Genomic DNA, 17374 nt, shown 5'->3' with positions numbered 1-17374 from the left:
GGGGGCCTGTGTCGTCGACGACTCGGGCCGCTCCGGCGCCAAGTCGCGAGGACACGCAGGAATACTCTCCTGTCGCCCGCGATGGCCTGCGGCGCTTCGCATTCGGCTCCGCTTGCAGGGCCAGTGCTGGCCATCCTTGGTCAAGACGCCCGCTACGACCTGTCCACGGCGCCTCTCGTCCTCGTCAGTCCCTCAGTTCGGGAAGATCCTCGAAAAGCGACAGCGCATCGGGATTGGCCAGTGCTTCCCTGTTCCTGACCGGCCGGCCGTGGACCACGTTGCGCACGGCGAGCTCCACCAGCTTGCCCGACAGGGTCCGCGGCAGGTCCTCGACCTGGAGGATCTTCGCCGGCACGTGACGCGGGGTGGCGTTGGCGCGGATCGTCTGGCGGACCTTGTCGCGCAGGGCGTCGTCCAGGGTCAGCCCCGGGCGCAGGCGCACGAACAGCACCACGCGGATATCGTCTTCCCACTCCTGGCCGATGCACAGCGACTCCAGCACCTCCTCGACCTTTTCCACCTGACGGTAGATCTCGGCGGTGCCGATGCGCACCCCGCCGGGATTGAGTACGGCGTCCGAACGGCCGTGGATGATCAGGCCGTCCTCCGGGGTGATCTCGGCATAGTCGCCATGGGCCCAGACGCCGGGGAAGGTGGAGAAGTAGGCGTCGTGATAGCGCTCTCCGTCGGGGTCCTTCCAGAATCCCAGCGGCATGGCGGGGAACGGTTGCGTGCACACCAGCTCGCCCTTGTCGCCGCGCAGCGGCCGTCCCTCGTCGTCGTACACGTCCACCGCCATGGCCAGCCCGCGGCACTGGATCTGGCCGCGATGGACCGGGCGAATCGGGCAGCCCAGCGCGAAACAGGAGACGATGTCGGTGCCGCCGGAGATCGAGGCCAGCAGCAGGTCGGCCTTGATGTCGCGATAGACGTAGTCGAAGGAGGCGTGAGACAGCGCCGAACCGGTGGACAGCACCGACCGCAGCGCCCCGAGATCGTGCTCGTGGCCGGGGCGCAGGCCTTCCTTCTCGCAGGCGGCCAGGTAGCGGGCACTGGTGCCGAACACCGTGATGCCCTCGCGTTCGGCCATGGCCCACAGCGCGTCGGGCGAAGGCGAGAAGGGCGCACCGTCGAACAGCACCAGGGTGGCGCCCGAGGCGAGCCCGGAGACCAGCCAGTTCCACATCATCCAGCCGCAGGTGGTGTAGTAGAACAGCACGTCTTCGGGGCCGAGGTCGGTGTGTAGACGATGTTCCTTGAGATGCTGCAGCAGGGTGCCGCCGGCCGAGTGCAGGATGGCCTTGGGCGTGCCGGTGGTGCCCGAGGAATAGAGCAGATAGAGCGGGTGATCGAAGGGCAGCGAGACGAAGTCGATCTCGGTGGCATCGTGATCCAGGACATCGTCCCAGGCCACGGCCCCGGTGATGTCGCCAAGCTCGGGCGCGTCGGCGAGGAAGGGGAAGACCACCACCCGCGCCAGGCCGTCGATGGCACCGGCGATCTCGGCCAGCCGCGGACGGATGTCGATGGCCTTGCCGTTCCAGGTGTAGCCGTCGGCGGCGATCAGCACGCGGGGGCCGATCTGGCCGAAGCGGTCGAGTACGCCCTGGACGCCGAAGTCTGGCGAGCAGGAGGACCAGATGGCGCCGAGGCTCGCGGCGGCGAGCATGGCGATCACCGCGTGCTCGCCGTTGGGCACGATGCCGGCGACGCGATCGCCCGGCACCACGCCGAGGTCGTGCAGCGCCGAGGCCAGGGCGGCCACCTGGCGATATAGCGCCTCGTGGCTCAGCTCGCGGCGCCGGCCGCGCTCGTCGTGGACAATCAGCGCCGGGTGCGCGTCGCGCCGGCGCAGCAGGTTCTCGGCGAAGTTCAGCCGGGCGTCCGGGAACCAGCGGGCGCCGGGCATGGCGTCGGGGCGTTCCAGCACGCGCTCGCCGCGTCGCTCGGCGATGATGTCGGCGTCCTCCCACAGCTGGGTCCAGAAGGCCTCGGGATGTGCGAGGCTCCAGGCGTGCAGGGCGGCGTAGTCGGGCATCTCGATGCCGTGCTGGCGTTCGAGCCGGCGCATCAGGGTGGCCAGGCGAGTCGCCTCGATGGCCTCGGGAGACGGTTGCCAGAGCGGATCGGCCATGGGATATCCCTCCTGGTCGCGTTTACCTGTCTTGAGACTAGTCGGCGCTGAGGACGGGGGCGGTGATGGTTTCCTGGATGACCTCCCTCAGCGCCTGCGCGGCCACCGAGAGCGCCTCGGCGTTGGCCGAAAGCACCCCCACCGCGCGCTGGATGGTCGGTGCCTCGAGGGTTAGGCAGCGCGCCCCGAGTTCGTGCATCTGTTCGATGCACAGTGACGGCACCGCGCTGACGCCGAGTCCGGCGGCCACCATGCGGCCCACGGTGGCGAGCTGATAGCTCTCGAAGGCCACCGGCAGCTCGATGCCCTGGGCGCGCAGCTGCTCCTCGATCATCAGGCGCACCATGGAGGGGCGCTGCAGGGTGATGAAGTCCTCGGAAAGCAGCGTGGGCCAGTCCACCCGCTGTCGGCCGGCCAGCGGCGAATCGGCCGGTACCACGGCCACGAAGCGGTCCTCGAACAGCGGCGTGAAGTGCAGGGTGTCGGTGGCTTCCGGGGCGAAGGCGATGCCCAGCTCGACGCGGCCCTGACGCACCATCTCGATGACCTGCTCGTTGATCACGTCGTGAACGGTGACGTTGATCTGCGGGTAGCGCGCGCGAAAGGCCCCGAGCACGGTGGGCAGCTGGTTGCCGGCGAAGGAGGGCATGGCGGCCACGGCGACCCGGCCCAGTCGCAGGGTGAAGCGCTGGCGCAGCAGCTCCTCGGTGTTGTCCCAGTCGGCCAGCAGGCGCTTGGCCAGCGGCACCAGGGACTCGCCCTCCGGGGTCAGCCGTACGCGGCGGGTGCTGCGGGTGAGCAGCCGCCCGCCAAGCGATTCTTCCAGGCTCTTGATGGTCAGGCTGAGGGCCGGTTGAGACAGGTGCAGCCGCTCGCAGGCCTGGGTGAAGCTGAGCGTCTGGGCCACGGCGAGAAACGCACGGAGTTGCTTGACGGTCATGGAGGCTCCGCTAGTCTATTTGATACTTAAAATAATCCATAAAAAAATCAAACTTAACAAATATATGATCCCCGTCGACACTGCTGGGGGTCGGCAACACAGCGTCATCAACGGACCATGAGATGAAGCGTCTTCCATGATGGCTCCGCAACAACAACCACTTTTTCCAACCAGGCGAGGCAGATATGGCCGGATTCGACAAGCGAGTGGGTTCCTTTGAGGAGGCAATGGCCGGTATCGAGAGCGGCATGACCGTGATCGCCGGCGGCTTCGGGCTGTGCGGCATCCCCGAGAACCTGATCGGCGAGATCCAGCGTCGCGGCGTCAAGGACCTGACCGTCTATTCCAACAACTGTGGCGTGGACGGCTTTGGCCTGGGCCTGCTGCTCGAGGATCGCCAGATCAGCACCATCTACGCCTCCTACGTGGGCGAGAACGCGCTGTTCGAGCAGCAGATGCTCGAGGGCGACATCGAGGTGGTGCTGACGCCGCAGGGGACCCTGGCCGAGAAGATGCGCGCCGGCGGTGCCGGCATTCCGGCCTTCTACACCGCCACCGGCTACGGGACACCCATCGGCGAGGGCAAGGAGGTCCGTGAGTTCAAAGGTCGCCACTATATCCTCGAGGAATCCGTCGTCGGCGACTTCGCCATCGTCAAGGGCTGGAAGGCCGATCGCTACGGCAACGTCATCTATCGCGACACTGCCCAGAACTTCAATCCGCTGGCCGCTACCGCGGGCAGGATCACCGTGGTCGAGGTCGAGGAGATCGTCGAGCCCGGCGAGCTGCCGCCGGACCAGATCCATACCCCGGGCATCTACGTCGATCGCATCATCCAGGGCACCTTCGAGAAGCGTATCGAGAAGCGCACCGTGCACCAGGGCTAAGCGCGTCATTACACGATCAACGATGAGGCGAGCCTGTCCGGGAAAGCCTGCGCGAGGCGCTGTGAACCCATCCTTGGGCGCTACTTTTGCCATCCATGGCAAAAACCCTCGCTTCGCCTTTCCCCGACGGTCGTCAATCATGACAGACAAGAGGCAATCACGATGGCACTGACTCGCGAACAGATGGCTATGCGCGTGGCGCGCGAACTCGAGGACGGTTTCTACGTCAATCTGGGCATCGGCATTCCCACCCTGGTGGCCAACTACGTGCCGGACGACATCGACGTCATGCTGCAGTCCGAGAACGGCCTGCTGGGCATGGGCCGCTTCCCCACCGAGGAGGAAGTGGACCCGGACATGATCAACGCCGGCAAGCAGACCGTCACCGCCCGTCCCGGCGCGGCGATCTTCTCCTCCGCGGAATCCTTCGCCATGATCCGCGGCGGCCACGTCGACCTGACCGTGCTCGGCGCCTTCGAGGTCGACCAGAACGGCAACATCGCCTCCTGGATGATCCCCGGCAAACTGATCAAGGGTATGGGCGGCGCCATGGACCTGGTGGCCGGCGCCGAGAACATCATCTGCACCATGACCCACGCCTCCAAGCACGGTGAGTCCAAGCTGCTGGAATCCTGCAACCTGCCGCTGACCGGCGCCGGTTGCATCAACCGCGTGCTGACCGACCTGGCCTACCTCGAGATCGAGAACGGCGCCTTCGTGCTCAAGGAGCGCGCCCCGGGCGTGTCGGTCGAGGAGATCAAGGAAAAGACCGCCGGCAAGCTGATCGTGCCGGACCACGTGCCGGAGATGGTCTTCGCCGACTGACGTCGTCAAGGATTTTTTCCTTTCATGGCCCGGGCTTGCCCGGGCCATCTCGTTGCTGGCGGGTGCCGAAAAACTGACCATTCCAAGCGGCACGGCCATGTCACGGGGCTCGTCGTCGCTTGTGCCGACACGATGCACAGCGTTATCCACAGAAACTGTGGATGGTCCCGCCGGCGCGACGTGAGCCGGGACGCCTCGAGGCCGAATCGTCAAGGGATGCGAGCGGATGTCGGGCCGAAAAACGGCGGGTGAGACGTCGTGTGAATGGCCACGAAAAACGCCCGCCGGACTGGCGAGCGCGTGGGTTCGAGGGCATGTCGTTCGGAGACGGCGCCCAGGTTTTGTGCGAAAAGTCGCCGAGCGCAGACAGTTTTCGTACAGAACCTAGGTGAGCTCGCAGCGGGTGTGGTGTGGCAGCAGCAGTTCGGCGCAGCGTTCCTGATTGGCGCTGACCTGCTTCTGCACCAGCGCCAGGCCGCCGGAGGATACGCGATGCTCGTCGCCCTCGGCGAAGACCAGCCGCCGGGCGGGGCCGGGATAGAAACGGTAGTCGAGCAGCGGCGACACGGGCAGGATGCCGTGATGGCGGTCGCCGCTGCCCGTGATGCCCGCGTCGGCCAGGGCCGCGTCAAGATGGCTGAGGCGCTGCCCGAGTCTCGCGCAGTCGAATCCGGGGTGGTGCAGGCGCGGCCCCATGGCGGCCAGCCAGCCGGCCAGCGGGTGCGCCGCTGCCAGGGTCTGGTAGGTGGCCCAGTCCGGCATTGGCCAGGGACGACCGCGGCACAGCAGGTTCTGGCCCTTGGTATCGGCGTCGGCGGCCTGGTTCACCAGCCGCTGCAGGGCCTCGCGGGGCGGACGCGACAGGGTGCCGAGCTGAAGCTCTGCCAGCACCAGCCAGGCGCCGTCGTCGGGGGCGGCGAGCAGGGTGGCCAGCAGGCCGCGGTCGGCCATGGCAAAGCGCTGACGCGGGCGATAGCCGAAGCGCACCAGGGTCGGCAGCAGGGCTTCCATGGACCAGGGGCCATGATTGAGGGTCAGCAGCGTCAGGTATTCCGGTGGCGCCTCCACCGGCCATAGTCGCAGCCCGCCCAGGTCGGGGTGCTGATGCACGTAATCCAGCCACAGCTGCTGGATGAATTCTTCCCGCTGCATCCTGCCTCATCCTCTTTTATGCGTCGTTGTCCTTTCAGGCAGTGTAAGCCGCGGGGGTGTGGGCGGATTCAACGAGGCAGGCGGCAGGGCCATGACGCAAGAAGGCCGCACGGAGGCGGCCTTCGTCTCGCACGCGTCGCGTGGCTTACTGGGCGGTCTCGACCGGCATCAGTGCCTGCTCGCGCACGTACTGGTCGAACTCGGTGAACCCGCCGATGTGAGTCTGGTCGGCGAAGATCTGCGGCACGGTCTCGACCGGCTTGCCGATGGTCTTTTCCATGTCGGCCTTGGTGATGCCTTCCTCATGGATGTCCACGTAGCGATGCCCCTGGATGGCGCCGGCGCTCTCGAGCTTCTCGGCGAGGTCCTTGGCGCGAACGCAGAACGGGCAGCCGGGGCGGCCGAAGATGACGACGAACATGACAGACTCCTTGCATCACGGATGCATCGAAAGGGAATAAAGGCGAAATCGAGCGCCATTTTGCCCCAGTAGCGCGCATCTGGCCAATAGGCCTCGGCTGAGACGTCGATTGCATCGCGCTATAGGGCGCTCGTCGCCGGGGCGTGTGCCCCGGCGGCTGGCTCAGAGAGCGTCGTGGTCGCTGGCGTCGGCGTGGCGCAGCAGCTCGCCGAGCGAGTCATGCAGTGCCGGGCTCGAGACCAGCAGGTTCTCGCCGTAGAGATCCTCGGGAAGGCCTCCGGGTACCGGGTATAGATGCCCGGTCCGTGCCCCGGCTTCGCGGGCGATCAGCAGACCGGCGGCCATGTCCCAGGGCGAGACACTCTCGTAGTAGGCGTCCAGCCGCCCGCTGGCCACCGCGCACAGGTCGAGAGCCGCGGAACCGGCGCGACGCACGTCCTGGCAGTGGGTGAGCACGGCCATCAGCCGGCGCATCAGCGGCGGTCGGCTGTCGCGACGATAGGGGAAGCCGGTGCCGACCAGGCTGGTGGTCATCTCCTTGCTGCCGCTGGCGCGGATCGGCTCGCCGTTGCACCAGGCGCCGCGTCCGGCCAGCGCCGTGTAGGTCTCGCCGAGGAAGGGCGCGTGTACCACGCCGAGCCGCACCTTGCCGCCGCTGGCCCAGCCGACCGATACCGCCACGTGGTGCAGGCCGTGGGCGAAGTTGACGGTGCCGTCGATGGGGTCCACCACCCACAGCGCATCGGGCCGTTCGAGGACCTCGCGGTCCGGCGCGAGCTCCTCGCTGAGCCGTGTCTCCTCGGGAAAGCTTGCCTCCAGCCGCTCGCCGATGTAGGTGTCCACCTGCAGGTCGATGTCGGTGACCAGTTCCTGCCCGTGCTTGTAGCGATGGTCGAAATCACCCTGGTCGCGGGCTTCGACGATCATTCGCCCGGCGTGGGTGGCGATGTCGACGGCGATCTCCAGGCGCTGTTCGGGGGTCATGGCGGCTCCTCGGGGTTGGCTGAGTTCTCATGCTAGCAGCAACCCCCGGTCGGCTGGCTATACTGGCCGCCCGTTCATCTCACCGTTACATCCCACTCGTCCATATCCACACAGGAGCGCCGTGATGCAGGCCCTGTCCGCCGATCAATACGACCGCCTGAACCGCCTGGCGCAGGCCTGGGAGCGTACCTTCCTCGAGGCCGCCCGCCGTGAGCACGGCTATAACGCTCGGCTCGGGGTGGATGCGCTGTGCTTCCAGCCGCAGGAGATGCCCAGTGGCGATCGTGGCCTGCTGGGCGCGCTGATCACGCCGGTCTCGCTGTCGCTGGCGCTGGTGCCGGAGGCGAACGACGCGCTACCGCCCGGTGAGGGGGCACGCCTGACGCTGGCACTGCCCTCCGGACGCTATCCCTTCGAGGCGGTGTCGCTGGCCGGGGGCGAGTGGCTGTGGCAGTGCGTGCTGCTCGAGGATCTCGCCGATCTCTATTCGGTGCAGGACGGCAGTCGGCTGGCCCAGCGGTTGATAGCGCAGGTGATGGCACCGGCTGCCGCCGAGTAGGAGAAAGGTCGCTCTGGTGCAGTGCGGCAAAGGTTCATATGCTGGTGACGCAGCGTCGTAGCTTCACCTTTCCCATGGAACTGGAACGAGGAGACTTCATGACCGCTCAATCTTCCACGCCGCGGGTGGCACTCGTCACCGGCACCAGCAGCGGCATCGGCGAGGCCGTGGTGCGTCACTTCCGCGAGCAGGGCCATCAGGTGCTGGCGGTGGATTTCAATCCCGAGGGGGAGGCGATCGCCGAGCGCGCGGGTGCCGCCTTCTTCCAGGCCGACCTGACCGATGGCGAGGCCTGCAAGGCGGCGGTGGCCGATGCCCTGAGCCGCTTCGGCCGGCTCGATATCCTGGTCAACAATGCCGGCATCCAGCACGTGTCGTCGATCGAGGAGTTTCCCGAGGCGCAGTGGCGGCGCATCATCGACCTGATGCTGACCGCCCCTTTCCTGCTGACCCAGGCGGCCTGGCCGTCGATGAGGGAGAACGGCTGGGGGCGCATCGTCAACGTGGCCTCGATCCACGCCCAGGTCGCGTCCCCGGGCAAGGCCGCCTACATCAGCGCCAAGCACGGCCTGATCGGGCTGACCAAGACCGCGGCCCTGGAAGGTGGCTCGCAGGGCATCACCGCCAACGCCCTGTGCCCGGCCTACGTGAAGACGCCGCTGGTGGAAAACCAGATCGCCGACCAGGCCAAACTGAACCGGATGGACGAGCAGGAAGTGGTCGAGCAGATCATGCTCAAGAACGCCGCCGTCAAGCGTCTGATCGATCCCGGCGAGGTGGCGTCGCTGGTGGGCTATCTGGCCTCCGATGCGGCGGGGGCCGTCACCGGCGCCAGCTGGAACATCGATCTGGGCTGGACGGCGCAGTAAGCGCCGAGCTACAAGCATCTGATAGGGGTCAGACCCTTAAGCCCCCTTAGGGATGAAATCCCTAAGGGGGCTTAAGGGTCTGACCCCGTTGCCGTGACTCCGTTGCTTGTTACCCCGCCTTCGCAGCTTCCGCCCCAGCTTCCGCCCCAGCTTCCAGCTTCAGCGCCTGACCGGCCGCTTCTGCAGCTTGCGCTGCAGGGTGCGGCGATGCATGCCCAGCGCCCGTGCGGTGGCGGAGATATTGCCGTCGTGCTCCTGCAGCACCTTCTGAATGTGCTCCCAGGTCAGGCGGTTGATCGACGGCGGATGCTCGGCGACCTCGGCCTCGGGATCGGCTTCCTCCTGTGACAGGGCGGCGAGGATCTCCTCGGCGTCGGCGGGCTTGCACAGGTAGTTCACCGCGCCGAGCTTGATCGCCTGCACCGCCGTGGCGATGCTCGAGTAGCCGGTCAGCACGACGACGCGGCAGTCCGGCACCGCCTCGAGCATCTCGGGCAGCAGCTTGAGCCCCGATTCCTGTTCCAGCTTCAGGTCCAGGGTGGCCATGGTGGGTTCATGCTGGCGCGCCAGGGCCAGGGCGCGTTCCGCATCGTGGGCCACCAGCACCTCGAAGCCACGTCGGCTCATGGCGCGGTGCAGCACGTGGCAGAACATCTCGTCGTCGTCGACGATCAGCAGGCGTTCGTCGGTCTCTTGCATGGCATCCTCGCTGTGATCGGCTCAGGCCTCGGGGGCGCTGCGGGGCAGGGTCACCTCGGTCAGGGTGCCGCCTTCGGGATGATTGTACAGCCGCACGCCGCCGCCGAAGCGATTGATGGTGGCATGGGTCAGGAACAGGCCGATGCCGAGCCCCTTGCTCTTGGTCGAGACGAAGGTTTCGCCGAGCTGGTCGGCGATGTCCAGCGAGACGCCGGGGCCGTGGTCGCGAATGTCGATCACCACCTCGTCGGCCTTCCAGTCGAGCTGGATCAGGATGTTGTCCGGGTTGGCATCGGCGGCGTTGTTGAGCAGGTTGGTCAGCGCCTGGGCGAGGGTGGTGTCCACGCTCAGGCGGGGCGTGCCGCGGCGGCCGGTCACCTCGAGGCGATAGCCGACGTCCGGGCGCAGTACCAGCCAGCGCTGCACGACCTCCTCCAGCCACTCCCTGGCCTCGCGAATCTCCGCATTGGCCATGCGTCGGCGGTCGGCGTTGTCCACCAGGTGGCGCAGGCGCGACTTGCAGGTGTCGACCTGTTCGCGCAGCAGATCGATGTCCTTCTCGAGCAGCTCGTTGCCGCGTGCATCCTCGCGCATCTCGTTGAGCAGCACCGCCATGGTCGACAGCGGCGTGCCGAGCTCATGGGCGGTGCCGGCGGCCTGGGTGGCCACCGCCAGCACCTGCTCGTTGCGCAGCACCGCCTCGCGGGTGCGTGACAGGGCCTGCTCGCGGCCGCGCAGGGCGCGGGCCATCTTGAAGATGAAGAAGGTCACCAGCCCGGCGGACAGGGCGAAGTTCAGCCATACGCCGAGGATGTGCAGGCTGACGCCGTCCTGGAGGTGCGGCATGCCGAGCTGGGGCACCGGGTGGTAGAAGACCATCAGCACGCTGGTGCCGGCCAGGCCGGCCACGGCCACGCCCCAGGCATAGCGCCAGGGCAGGGTGGCGGCGGCGATGGTGACCGGCACCAGGTAGTAGTTGATGAAGGGGTTGGTGGCGCCGCCGGTGAAGTAGAACAGCAGCGTCAGGCCGGCCATGTCGGCCAGCAGGTGCGCCAGGTATTCACGGTGACTGACGTCCCGAGGGCGGCCCAGGCGCCACCAGGTGCCGATGTTGATCAGCGCCATCACCACGATCACCGCGCCGACGGCAGGCACGTCGAGCTCGAAGCCGAGCCCCGTCACGCCGATCACGATGCCGAAGAGGAATCCGGTCCAGGTGATGCCGCGGACGATGGTCAGGCGCACCATGTTGCGGTTGGGGGTGGACAGCGGCAGGGGCAGGGCGGCTGGCATGACGGCTCCGCGGCAGAATCGTGGCCGCGATGATACCCGATCGCCCCGCACCGCGTCCCGCGGTGGGGTGCGGTCAGGCGTCGCTCCTCGACCGACCTCGATGTCGTGACCAGCGCATGGCGCGCCCGGTCAGCAGGTCCGGGCTCATCACGCCGGAGGTCACCGCCGGCCGCGACGGCGTGTGCATCTCGAGGCCTGGCACGGCATCGTGTGGGCCAGTCCGTGGCCTCGCATGTGGCGTGTGTCCCGGCGGCATCGCCAGGCCCAGCAGGTCGCGTCCCAGTCGCATCGATCGTTCTCCTGATGAAATCGGGGCATGACGATAGGGGCGCGGGATGACGGAACGATGACGGCGCGCAAGGGAGTCGCGGAGAGCGGGTTTCTCCCCGTGGCTCAGGCGGTATATTGGGACTCTCGAATCCTGCTCGATGGATACCTGATGCGACGACTGCTGATTCCCGTGCTGTTCCTGGTGCTCGGCGCCGCCGCCTTCCTTGGCCTCAGGGCGACGCGACCGGAGCCCGCCGAGGTGGCGCCCCAGGAGCGCAGCTGGCGGGTCGAGACGCTGTCCGTGGCACTGTCGAGTCATGCCCCGCTGCTGCCGCTCTACGGCGAGATCGTCGCGCCCGAGGCGGTGACCTTCACCGCGCCGCTGCCCGCGCGCATCGCCGAACGGCCGGTGCGCGATGGACAGCGCGTGGCCGAAGACCAGTTGCTGGTGGCCCTGGACGAGGCGGACGTGGCCCCGGTGGTGGCGCGTGCCGAGGCGCGGGTCAATGATCTGGAGGCGCAGATCGAGGCGGAACGGGTCCGCCAGGAGAGCGATCGCACCGCCCTGGCCCGAGAGCGCGAACTGCTCGGCAACGCTCGCCGCCGGCTGGAACGGGTCCGTTCGCTGTCCGAGCGTAACCTGGCCTCCGCCTCGTCGCTGGATGACGCTCGCGATGCGCTGGCCCAGGCGCGGGTCACGGTTGACGCTAGGGAAGGTGCGCTGGCCGGGTATCCCGCCAGGCTGGCCCAGCTCGAGGCCGGGCTGGCCGAAGCCCGGGCGGGGCTGGACGAGGCGCGTCGTGATGCCGAGCGCAGCCGGGTCGAGGCGCCCTTCGCCGGCATCGTCAGCGGCGTGGCGGTGGCGCCGGGTGAGCGGGTCGGCGAGGGCGCCGAGCTGCTGTCGATCTACCCGCGCGACGGTCTGGAACTGCGTGCCCAGGTGCCCAGCGCCTACCTCGACGAGCTGCAGGTGGCGTTGGATGACGGCCGGCATCCCCATGCCGTCGGCGAGAGGGCGCGCTTTCGTCTCGAGGGGTTCGTCGGAGAGAGCGCGCCCGGTGGTACCGAAGCGATCCTGCGCCTGGAGGGGATGCCCCGCGGGCTGCGACCGGGCAGCCTGGTCGACGTGATGCTGCGCCGCCCGCCGGTGGCCGACAGCCTGGCGGTGCCCGCCAGCGCCCTCTATGGCGACGAGGTGCTGTATCTGCGCGATGAGGATGACCGCATGCGCCGGCTGCGGATCGAACGCCATGGCCCGGTGGCCGGCGATGCAAGGGGGGATGGCGCGGCGACGAACGATGGCTGGGTGCTGGTCAGCGGCGCGGGGCTGGCCGCCGGTCAGGAGGTGATCGTCACGCACCTGCCCAACGCCGCCGAGGGGCTCAAGCTCCAGGTGGTCGGCGACGAGGAGGACGAATGAGCCGTCGCCGGGGCCCGCTGGGCTTCTTCGTCCAGCATCGCGTCGCCGCCCATCTGGTGATGCTGGTGATGCTGCTGGGTGGGGCGCTGGGCCTGACGCGCATGAACGTCCAGTTCTTTCCCGATTTCTCTCTCGACGTCGTCACCGTGAGCACGGTGTGGGGCGGCGCCGCTGCCGAGGACGTGGAGCAGGGCATCACTCTGCCGCTGGAACAGCGTCTGCGCAGCATCGAGGGTCTCAAGCGCATGACCTCGACCTCGGCCCAGGGGGTGTCCAGCATCACCCTGGAGTTCCGTGAAGGTGCCGACCCGGTGCTGGCGCTGGACGATGTGCGCCAGCGGGTTGCCGAGTTCACCCATCTGCCGGTCGACGCCGAGGAGCCGCGCATCAGCCGGGTGGCGCACTTCGAACCGGTCGCGCGGCTGCTGCTTCACGGTACGCTGTCCGACGACGAGCTGCGCCACCTGGCCAATCGCCTGGAGGATTCGCTGCTCCAGGCGGGCCTCGACCGGGTGGAGATCGAGGGATTGCCCGAGCAGCAGATCAGCATCGAGGTGCCGGCCCGTCGCCTGGAAGAGCTGAAGCTGTCCCTCGACGAGATCGCCGAGCGCGTGGAGGCCCTCTCCCGTGATCTGCCGGCCGGGCTGATCGGCCAGCGCGACAGTGCCCGCGAGCTGCGCGCCGTCGAGCAGCGCCGCTCGCCGGCCGGTTTCGCCGAGCTGCCGATTCTCGGCAGCGATCGGGTGCAGCTGCGCCTGGGCGACATCGCCATCATTCGCCAGGAGCCCCAGCAGGGCGAGGTGACCCTGAGCCGAGATGGCCAGGGCGCGGTGGAGCTGCTGCTCCAGCGCAGCGAGGACGGCAACTCCCTGGCGGCCGCCGAGACGCTGCGAGCCTGGCTCGACGAGACCCGGCCGCTGCTGCCGCCCACGGTGACGCTCGAGGTGCACGACGAGACCTGGCAGCTGATCGCCGAGCGTATCGGGCTATTGATCAGCAACGGCCTGGGCGGCCTGCTGCTGGTGCTCGGCCTGCTCTACTTCTTCCTGCCGGGCCGGGTGGCGTTCTGGGTGGCGGTCGGCATTCCCACCGCCTTTCTCGGGGCGATGGCCACGTTCTGGATCATCGGCGGCTCGATCAACATGATCTCGCTGTTCGCGCTGATCATGGCGCTGGGGGTGATCGTCGATGACGCCATCGTGGTGGGCGAGGACGCCGACGCCCACTTCCGCCAGGGCGAGGCGTCGCAGCGTGCCTCCGAGGGCGCCGCGCGACGCATGCTGTGGCCGGTGATGGCCTCGTCGCTGACCACGGTGGCGGCCTTCATGCCGCTGCTGATGGTGGGCGGAGTGATCGGCAGCATCCTCGGCGACATCCCGGTGGTGATGATCTGCGTGCTGGTCGCCTCGCTGCTGGAGTGCTTCGTGGTGCTGCCCGCGCATCTGCGCAACGCCTTCGTACCTGCCGCCGCTTCGTCAGGCGCCAAGTCGCCGAGTCTCTCGCCGCTGGGCCGGCCCCGGGCGCGTTTCGATGCCGCCTTCGATGCCTTCCGCCAGGGGCCCTTCCGACGCTTCTCGGCGCTGACCCTGCGCTATCGGGCCGCGACCCTGGCGGCGGCGGTGGCCGTGGTGCTGGCCACGGCTGGGCTGCTGGTCGGCGGGCGGCTGGCCTTCAACTTTTTCCCCACGCCCGAGCCCAACGTGCTCTATGCCAACGCCAGCTTCGTCGCCGGCACCGACCGCGCCCGGGTCGACGCCTTCCTGCGTGACATGGAAACCGCCCTCGCGGCGACCGACGAGGCGCTGGGCGGTGGCCTGGTGGCCCAGGCGGTGACGCGTCACGGCGCGGTGATCGCCGAGGGCGCGGCCGGGCGCAGCGGCGACAATCTGGGCTCGATCATGGTCGAGCTCATCCCGTCCGACGACCGGTCGGCCCGCAATGCCGAGATCATCCGCGACTGGCGTTCGCGCCTCGCGTTGCCGGCGGGTATCGAGAACCTGACCATCAGCGAGCGCAGCGCCGGGCCGCCGGGCAAGGATGTCAACGTGCGCCTGACCGGGGAGTCCGCCGAGGCCCTGAAGGCGGCGGCGGAATCGCTGTCGCGTTCGCTTTCCCAGCTGCCCGGGGTGCTGGCCACCGAGGACGACATGCCCTGGGGCCGCGAGCAGCTGATCTACCGGGTCAGCCCGCGGGGCGAGGCGCTGGGCCTGACGACCCGGGAGCTGGGGCGCCAGCTGCGGGCCGCCTACGACGGTCGGCTGGTGCAGGTCTATCAGGACGGGCCGGACGAGGTCGAGGTGCGGGTGCTGTTGCCCCGCGCGCAGCGCGAGCGGCTGAGCTCGCTGTCGCGACTGTCGATCCGCACCCCCGGCGGCGACTTCGTGCCGCTCGACCAGGTGGCTCGTTTCGACCACCGCCAGGGCTTCTCGGCCCTGCGCCATGCGGACGGTAACCTGGCGGTGGAGGTCACCGCCGAAGTGGATGCGGCTGTCAACACGCCCGACCGCATCCTCGCCGACCTGGAAGCCACGGTGCTGCCGACGTTGATGCGTGATCATGGGGTGCGCTACAGCTTCGAGGGTCGCGCCGCCGACCAGCGCGAGACCTTCGCCGACATGCGCGTCGGGCTGATGGTGGGACTGGCGCTGATGTACGTGGTCCTGGCCTGGGTGTTCGCCTCCTGGAGCCTGCCGTTGATCGTCATGGCGACGATTCCGCTGGCGCTGGTGGGGGCGCTGGTGGGCCACTGGCTGATGGGGCTCGACCTGACCATGCTGTCGCTGTTCGGCCTGTTCGGGCTCTCCGGCATCGTGGTCAACAACGCCATCATCCTGGTGGCCTTCTATCGCCAGCAGCGCCATCGGGGGCTGGCCATCGATGCCGCGCTCAACGAGGCGGTGGTCCAGCGCGTGCGCGCGGTGCTGCTGACCTCGCTGACCACCATCGGCGGGCTGATGCCGCTGCTGTTCGAGACCTCGCTGCAGGCCCAGTTCCTGATCCCGATGGCGGTGTCCATCGCCTTCGGCCTGGGGCTCTCGACGCTGCTGGTGCTGGCGGTGATTCCGGCGCTGCTCAGCTATCTCGAGCACCTGCGTGAGCGCTTCGGGCGCGTGGCGCTGACGGACAGCGAGTGACGGGCGCGGGATCGGGTCATGGCTCGTCGAGCAGTTCGGCCAGCAGTTCGGGCTGTCGCGGCATCAGGCCGACCTTGAGCCCCAGCGGTCGGAAGACCCGGTCGAGGCTGGCCATGGAGGCGTTGCCGGCGTCCCGCTCGATGTCCGACAGGGTGCGCCGGCTGACGCCGACCAGCTCGGCATAGGCCGTCTGGGTCAGGCCCAGGACCTCGCGCCGAAGGGTGCGCAGCACGCGGCCTTCGGTGGTCTCGCCGCGCATCAGCAGGCGCAGCTGTTCGAGCAGCGCCGCCTGGCGCGCCTGGGGAGAGCGGGCCTGTGGCTTCATGTCAGCCCCCAGCGTGTCAGGCGATCATCGAGATGGTTCAGTCCCACCGCCGGCATGTCCAGGATGCGCGACGGCACGCCGTGATCCGCCAGTCGATCGCGAAGGCCCGGCAGGCGGTCGCCCAGGGCTCGTAGCTCACCCATCAGGCGCTCCGGCTCGACCAGATCCGCCAGGTGCTCGGCGACTGCCGGCCAGTCGACGTCTCCGCCTCGTTCGAATGTCGGCCCCCACTGCGTCGTCCGGGTCACGCCCTCGGGGTCGGCCTTCATGGGGGCGAAGTCATAGACCGGTGCGTGCCAGATGCCCTCGGGACGCTTGAGCAGGGCGGCATTGCGACCGTGATTGTCCGAATTGCCGAAGGCCAGATTGAGCAGGTCCCGCTTGACCCATTCGATGACGAAAGCGGCCGCATCGAAGGGCTCGCGGCCCTCGCGTACCCGATGCTGGCCCTTCAGCAGCGCCACCAGTCGGCGAATGGCCGCGGGGTGGCGCAGGTGAGTGCCCGGTGCGACGCCGAGCAGCGCGTATACCGATTCCAGACCGTGGCGATGGAGCTGGCCCTGGCGCCATTCGACATCGAAACGCGGCAGCCAGAGAGAGGGATAGCGGGTGCCCTCGTGGAGCTCCAGGCCTTCGACAGGCACGGTATCCACGCCAAGGGCATGCAACTCGCGATAGTAGTGATATTCGGCGCGCAGGATGTCGCAGTCGTCGTCGCTGCGGCTCCCGCGGGGAAACTTGACCAGACAATGGGCGTCGGGCGTGGTGGTGTCGTCCTGCCAGGTGTCGATCCACACCTGACGATCCGGGGTGCGACGTACCAGCAGCTTGGGGGCCTCCCCACCGGCGCCGGTGGCGCCGCCGCTGGCGGCGCCCATCTGCTGAGCGTATTCGAGGAAGTCTGTATGGCGTTCCAGCACCTCTTCCTGCGGGAAGCGCAGGGACGCCAGGGCATATCCGGCCGGGCGTTCGGGGAGTGCTTCGCGGATGCGCAGGTTTCCTACCGGCGCTATGGTACCGCGGCGCAGCAGTTCACCGTCCTGCTGGCTGGGGTCGAGGTCCTGCAACCCCAGATGCTCGATCCAGTAGCGGCGGCTGGCACCGGCCGGCATGATGTCCTCGAGAAAGCCGAACCAGCGATCGCCGCGGTGGGTCATCATCAATTCGACGGGCAGGGTCAGGCTGCACGCGTGTTCGTCGTCGTGGAACATCCAGGCCAGTGCATAGTCCTGGAAGTATCCCAGCCTGGCGGGGCCACGCGTTCCCTGTTCCGGCGCAGGAATCTCGAGCAGCGCGGCGTTCTGCCAACGTGTCTGGTGATGGATCTGGATCGTCAGCTGCATGGAGGGCATCTGTTTTGAGCAATATGCTACTCAGGATAGAGCAGTCAGGCTTTTTTTGAGAACTATTTTTCTCAAAAAAGGGCTTTGTCACAATCTTTGAGCAGATTTCCTGCTCAAAA

The 17374-nt window shown here is 68.0% G+C and carries 15 protein-coding genes; 6 read left to right on the top strand and 9 right to left on the bottom strand.

Going from position 1 to position 17374, the window contains the following annotated elements:
• Window positions 1-184 precede the first annotated feature (184 nt).
• Both UN84_RS08185 and UN84_RS08180 read right to left on the bottom strand, forming a co-directional pair.
• On the bottom strand, window positions 185-2134 hold the full coding sequence (locus tag UN84_RS08185) for an acetoacetate--CoA ligase (RefSeq protein WP_046078736.1): 1950 nt from the start codon (window positions 2132-2134) through the stop codon (window positions 185-187).
• A 37-nt stretch (window positions 2135-2171) separates the two neighbouring features.
• The gene (locus tag UN84_RS08180) at window positions 2172-3074 is read right to left on the bottom strand and encodes a LysR family transcriptional regulator (protein WP_046078735.1); all 903 of its coding nucleotides are present in this window, start codon (window positions 3072-3074) and stop codon (window positions 2172-2174) included.
• A 185-nt stretch (window positions 3075-3259) separates the two neighbouring features.
• On the opposite strand from UN84_RS08180, the gene UN84_RS08175 reads away from it, so the two are divergent.
• Together UN84_RS08175 and UN84_RS08170 are read left to right on the top strand one after the other, a co-directional pair.
• Window positions 3260-3961, top strand: a complete 702-nt coding sequence (locus UN84_RS08175; protein ID WP_046078734.1) for a CoA transferase subunit A — start codon at window positions 3260-3262, stop codon at window positions 3959-3961.
• Between the two features lie 162 nt (window positions 3962-4123).
• Complete coding sequence (locus UN84_RS08170; RefSeq protein ID WP_035595879.1) at window positions 4124-4786, top strand: CoA transferase subunit B; 663 nt, start codon at window positions 4124-4126, stop codon at window positions 4784-4786.
• Window positions 4787-5170: 384 nt separating this feature from the next.
• On the opposite strand, the gene UN84_RS08165 is transcribed toward UN84_RS08170, so the two are convergent.
• The 3 genes from UN84_RS08165 to UN84_RS08155 form a co-directional block, all read right to left on the bottom strand.
• The gene (locus tag UN84_RS08165) at window positions 5171-5938 is read right to left on the bottom strand and encodes a hypothetical protein (RefSeq protein ID WP_035595880.1); all 768 of its coding nucleotides are present in this window, start codon (window positions 5936-5938) and stop codon (window positions 5171-5173) included.
• Between the two features lie 145 nt (window positions 5939-6083).
• On the bottom strand, window positions 6084-6359 hold the full coding sequence (locus tag UN84_RS08160) for a GrxA family glutaredoxin (RefSeq protein ID WP_035595881.1): 276 nt from the start codon (window positions 6357-6359) through the stop codon (window positions 6084-6086).
• Between the two features lie 162 nt (window positions 6360-6521).
• Window positions 6522-7343, bottom strand: coding sequence for an inositol monophosphatase family protein (locus tag UN84_RS08155; protein WP_046078733.1), 822 nt, complete (start codon window positions 7341-7343; stop codon window positions 6522-6524).
• Between the two features lie 124 nt (window positions 7344-7467).
• On the opposite strand from UN84_RS08155, the gene hybE reads away from it, so the two are divergent.
• Together hybE and UN84_RS08145 are read left to right on the top strand one after the other, a co-directional pair.
• Complete coding sequence (hybE, locus tag UN84_RS08150; protein ID WP_046078732.1) at window positions 7468-7902, top strand: [NiFe]-hydrogenase assembly chaperone HybE; 435 nt, start codon at window positions 7468-7470, stop codon at window positions 7900-7902.
• Between the two features lie 98 nt (window positions 7903-8000).
• Window positions 8001-8771, top strand: coding sequence for a 3-hydroxybutyrate dehydrogenase (locus tag UN84_RS08145; RefSeq protein ID WP_046078731.1), 771 nt, complete (start codon window positions 8001-8003; stop codon window positions 8769-8771).
• A 159-nt stretch (window positions 8772-8930) separates the two neighbouring features.
• Here the strand turns inward: UN84_RS08145 and UN84_RS08140 are convergent, their stop codons facing one another.
• A complete protein-coding gene (locus UN84_RS08140; RefSeq protein WP_035598567.1) occupies window positions 8931-9470 on the bottom strand; it encodes a response regulator transcription factor in 540 nt (179 codons plus the stop codon).
• A gap of 21 nt (window positions 9471-9491) precedes the next feature.
• On the bottom strand, window positions 9492-10763 hold the full coding sequence (locus UN84_RS08135; protein ID WP_046078730.1) for an ATP-binding protein: 1272 nt from the start codon (window positions 10761-10763) through the stop codon (window positions 9492-9494).
• Window positions 10764-11202: 439 nt separating this feature from the next.
• Here UN84_RS08135 and UN84_RS08130 point away from each other — a divergent pair, with 439 nt between their 5' ends.
• Both UN84_RS08130 and UN84_RS08125 read left to right on the top strand, forming a co-directional pair.
• Window positions 11203-12453, top strand: coding sequence for an efflux RND transporter periplasmic adaptor subunit (locus UN84_RS08130; RefSeq protein WP_046078729.1), 1251 nt, complete (start codon window positions 11203-11205; stop codon window positions 12451-12453).
• Window positions 12450-15587, top strand: coding sequence for an efflux RND transporter permease subunit (locus tag UN84_RS08125; RefSeq protein WP_046078728.1), 3138 nt, complete (start codon window positions 12450-12452; stop codon window positions 15585-15587). The genes UN84_RS08130 and UN84_RS08125 overlap by 4 nt, the downstream gene beginning before the upstream one ends.
• 16 nt (window positions 15588-15603) lie before the next feature.
• Here UN84_RS08125 and UN84_RS08120 read toward each other — a convergent pair whose 3' ends face one another.
• Together UN84_RS08120 and UN84_RS08115 are read right to left on the bottom strand one after the other, a co-directional pair.
• The gene (locus tag UN84_RS08120) at window positions 15604-15912 is read right to left on the bottom strand and encodes a helix-turn-helix transcriptional regulator (protein ID WP_046078727.1); all 309 of its coding nucleotides are present in this window, start codon (window positions 15910-15912) and stop codon (window positions 15604-15606) included.
• The gene (locus UN84_RS08115) at window positions 15909-17255 is read right to left on the bottom strand and encodes a type II toxin-antitoxin system HipA family toxin (RefSeq protein ID WP_046078726.1); all 1347 of its coding nucleotides are present in this window, start codon (window positions 17253-17255) and stop codon (window positions 15909-15911) included. The genes UN84_RS08120 and UN84_RS08115 overlap by 4 nt, the downstream gene beginning before the upstream one ends.
• Window positions 17256-17374 lie beyond the last annotated feature (119 nt).

The organism is Halomonas sp. HG01 (genome assembly GCF_000968715.2).
Lineage (GTDB): Bacteria > Pseudomonadota > Gammaproteobacteria > Pseudomonadales > Halomonadaceae > Halomonas > Halomonas halophila.
Note: the sequence above shows the minus strand (reverse complement) of the source record. Positions and strands in the feature narration are given on the sequence as shown.

What these genes read in the sequence shown, in the direction of transcription:
- UN84_RS08175 (WP_046078734.1), top strand. Translation starts at nt 3,260, where the DNA reads ATGGCCGGATTCGACAAGCGAGTGGGTTCCTTTGAGGAGGCAATGGCC.
- UN84_RS08135 (WP_046078730.1), bottom strand. Translation starts at nt 10,763, where the DNA reads ATGCCAGCCGCCCTGCCCCTGCCGCTGTCCACCCCCAACCGCAACATG.
- UN84_RS08165 (WP_035595880.1), bottom strand. Translation starts at nt 5,938, where the DNA reads ATGCAGCGGGAAGAATTCATCCAGCAGCTGTGGCTGGATTACGTGCAT.
- UN84_RS08160 (WP_035595881.1), bottom strand. Translation starts at nt 6,359, where the DNA reads ATGTTCGTCGTCATCTTCGGCCGCCCCGGCTGCCCGTTCTGCGTTCGC.
- UN84_RS08115 (WP_046078726.1), bottom strand. Translation starts at nt 17,255, where the DNA reads ATGCAGCTGACGATCCAGATCCATCACCAGACACGTTGGCAGAACGCC.
- UN84_RS08120 (WP_046078727.1), bottom strand. Translation starts at nt 15,912, where the DNA reads ATGAAGCCACAGGCCCGCTCTCCCCAGGCGCGCCAGGCGGCGCTGCTC.
- UN84_RS08140 (WP_035598567.1), bottom strand. Translation starts at nt 9,470, where the DNA reads ATGCAAGAGACCGACGAACGCCTGCTGATCGTCGACGACGACGAGATG.
- UN84_RS08155 (WP_046078733.1), bottom strand. Translation starts at nt 7,343, where the DNA reads ATGACCCCCGAACAGCGCCTGGAGATCGCCGTCGACATCGCCACCCAC.
- UN84_RS08145 (WP_046078731.1), top strand. Translation starts at nt 8,001, where the DNA reads ATGACCGCTCAATCTTCCACGCCGCGGGTGGCACTCGTCACCGGCACC.
- UN84_RS08170 (WP_035595879.1), top strand. Translation starts at nt 4,124, where the DNA reads ATGGCACTGACTCGCGAACAGATGGCTATGCGCGTGGCGCGCGAACTC.
- UN84_RS08180 (WP_046078735.1), bottom strand. Translation starts at nt 3,074, where the DNA reads ATGACCGTCAAGCAACTCCGTGCGTTTCTCGCCGTGGCCCAGACGCTC.
- UN84_RS08130 (WP_046078729.1), top strand. Translation starts at nt 11,203, where the DNA reads ATGCGACGACTGCTGATTCCCGTGCTGTTCCTGGTGCTCGGCGCCGCC.
- UN84_RS08125 (WP_046078728.1), top strand. Translation starts at nt 12,450, where the DNA reads ATGAGCCGTCGCCGGGGCCCGCTGGGCTTCTTCGTCCAGCATCGCGTC.
- UN84_RS08185 (WP_046078736.1), bottom strand. Translation starts at nt 2,134, where the DNA reads ATGGCCGATCCGCTCTGGCAACCGTCTCCCGAGGCCATCGAGGCGACT.
- hybE (WP_046078732.1), top strand. Translation starts at nt 7,468, where the DNA reads ATGCAGGCCCTGTCCGCCGATCAATACGACCGCCTGAACCGCCTGGCG.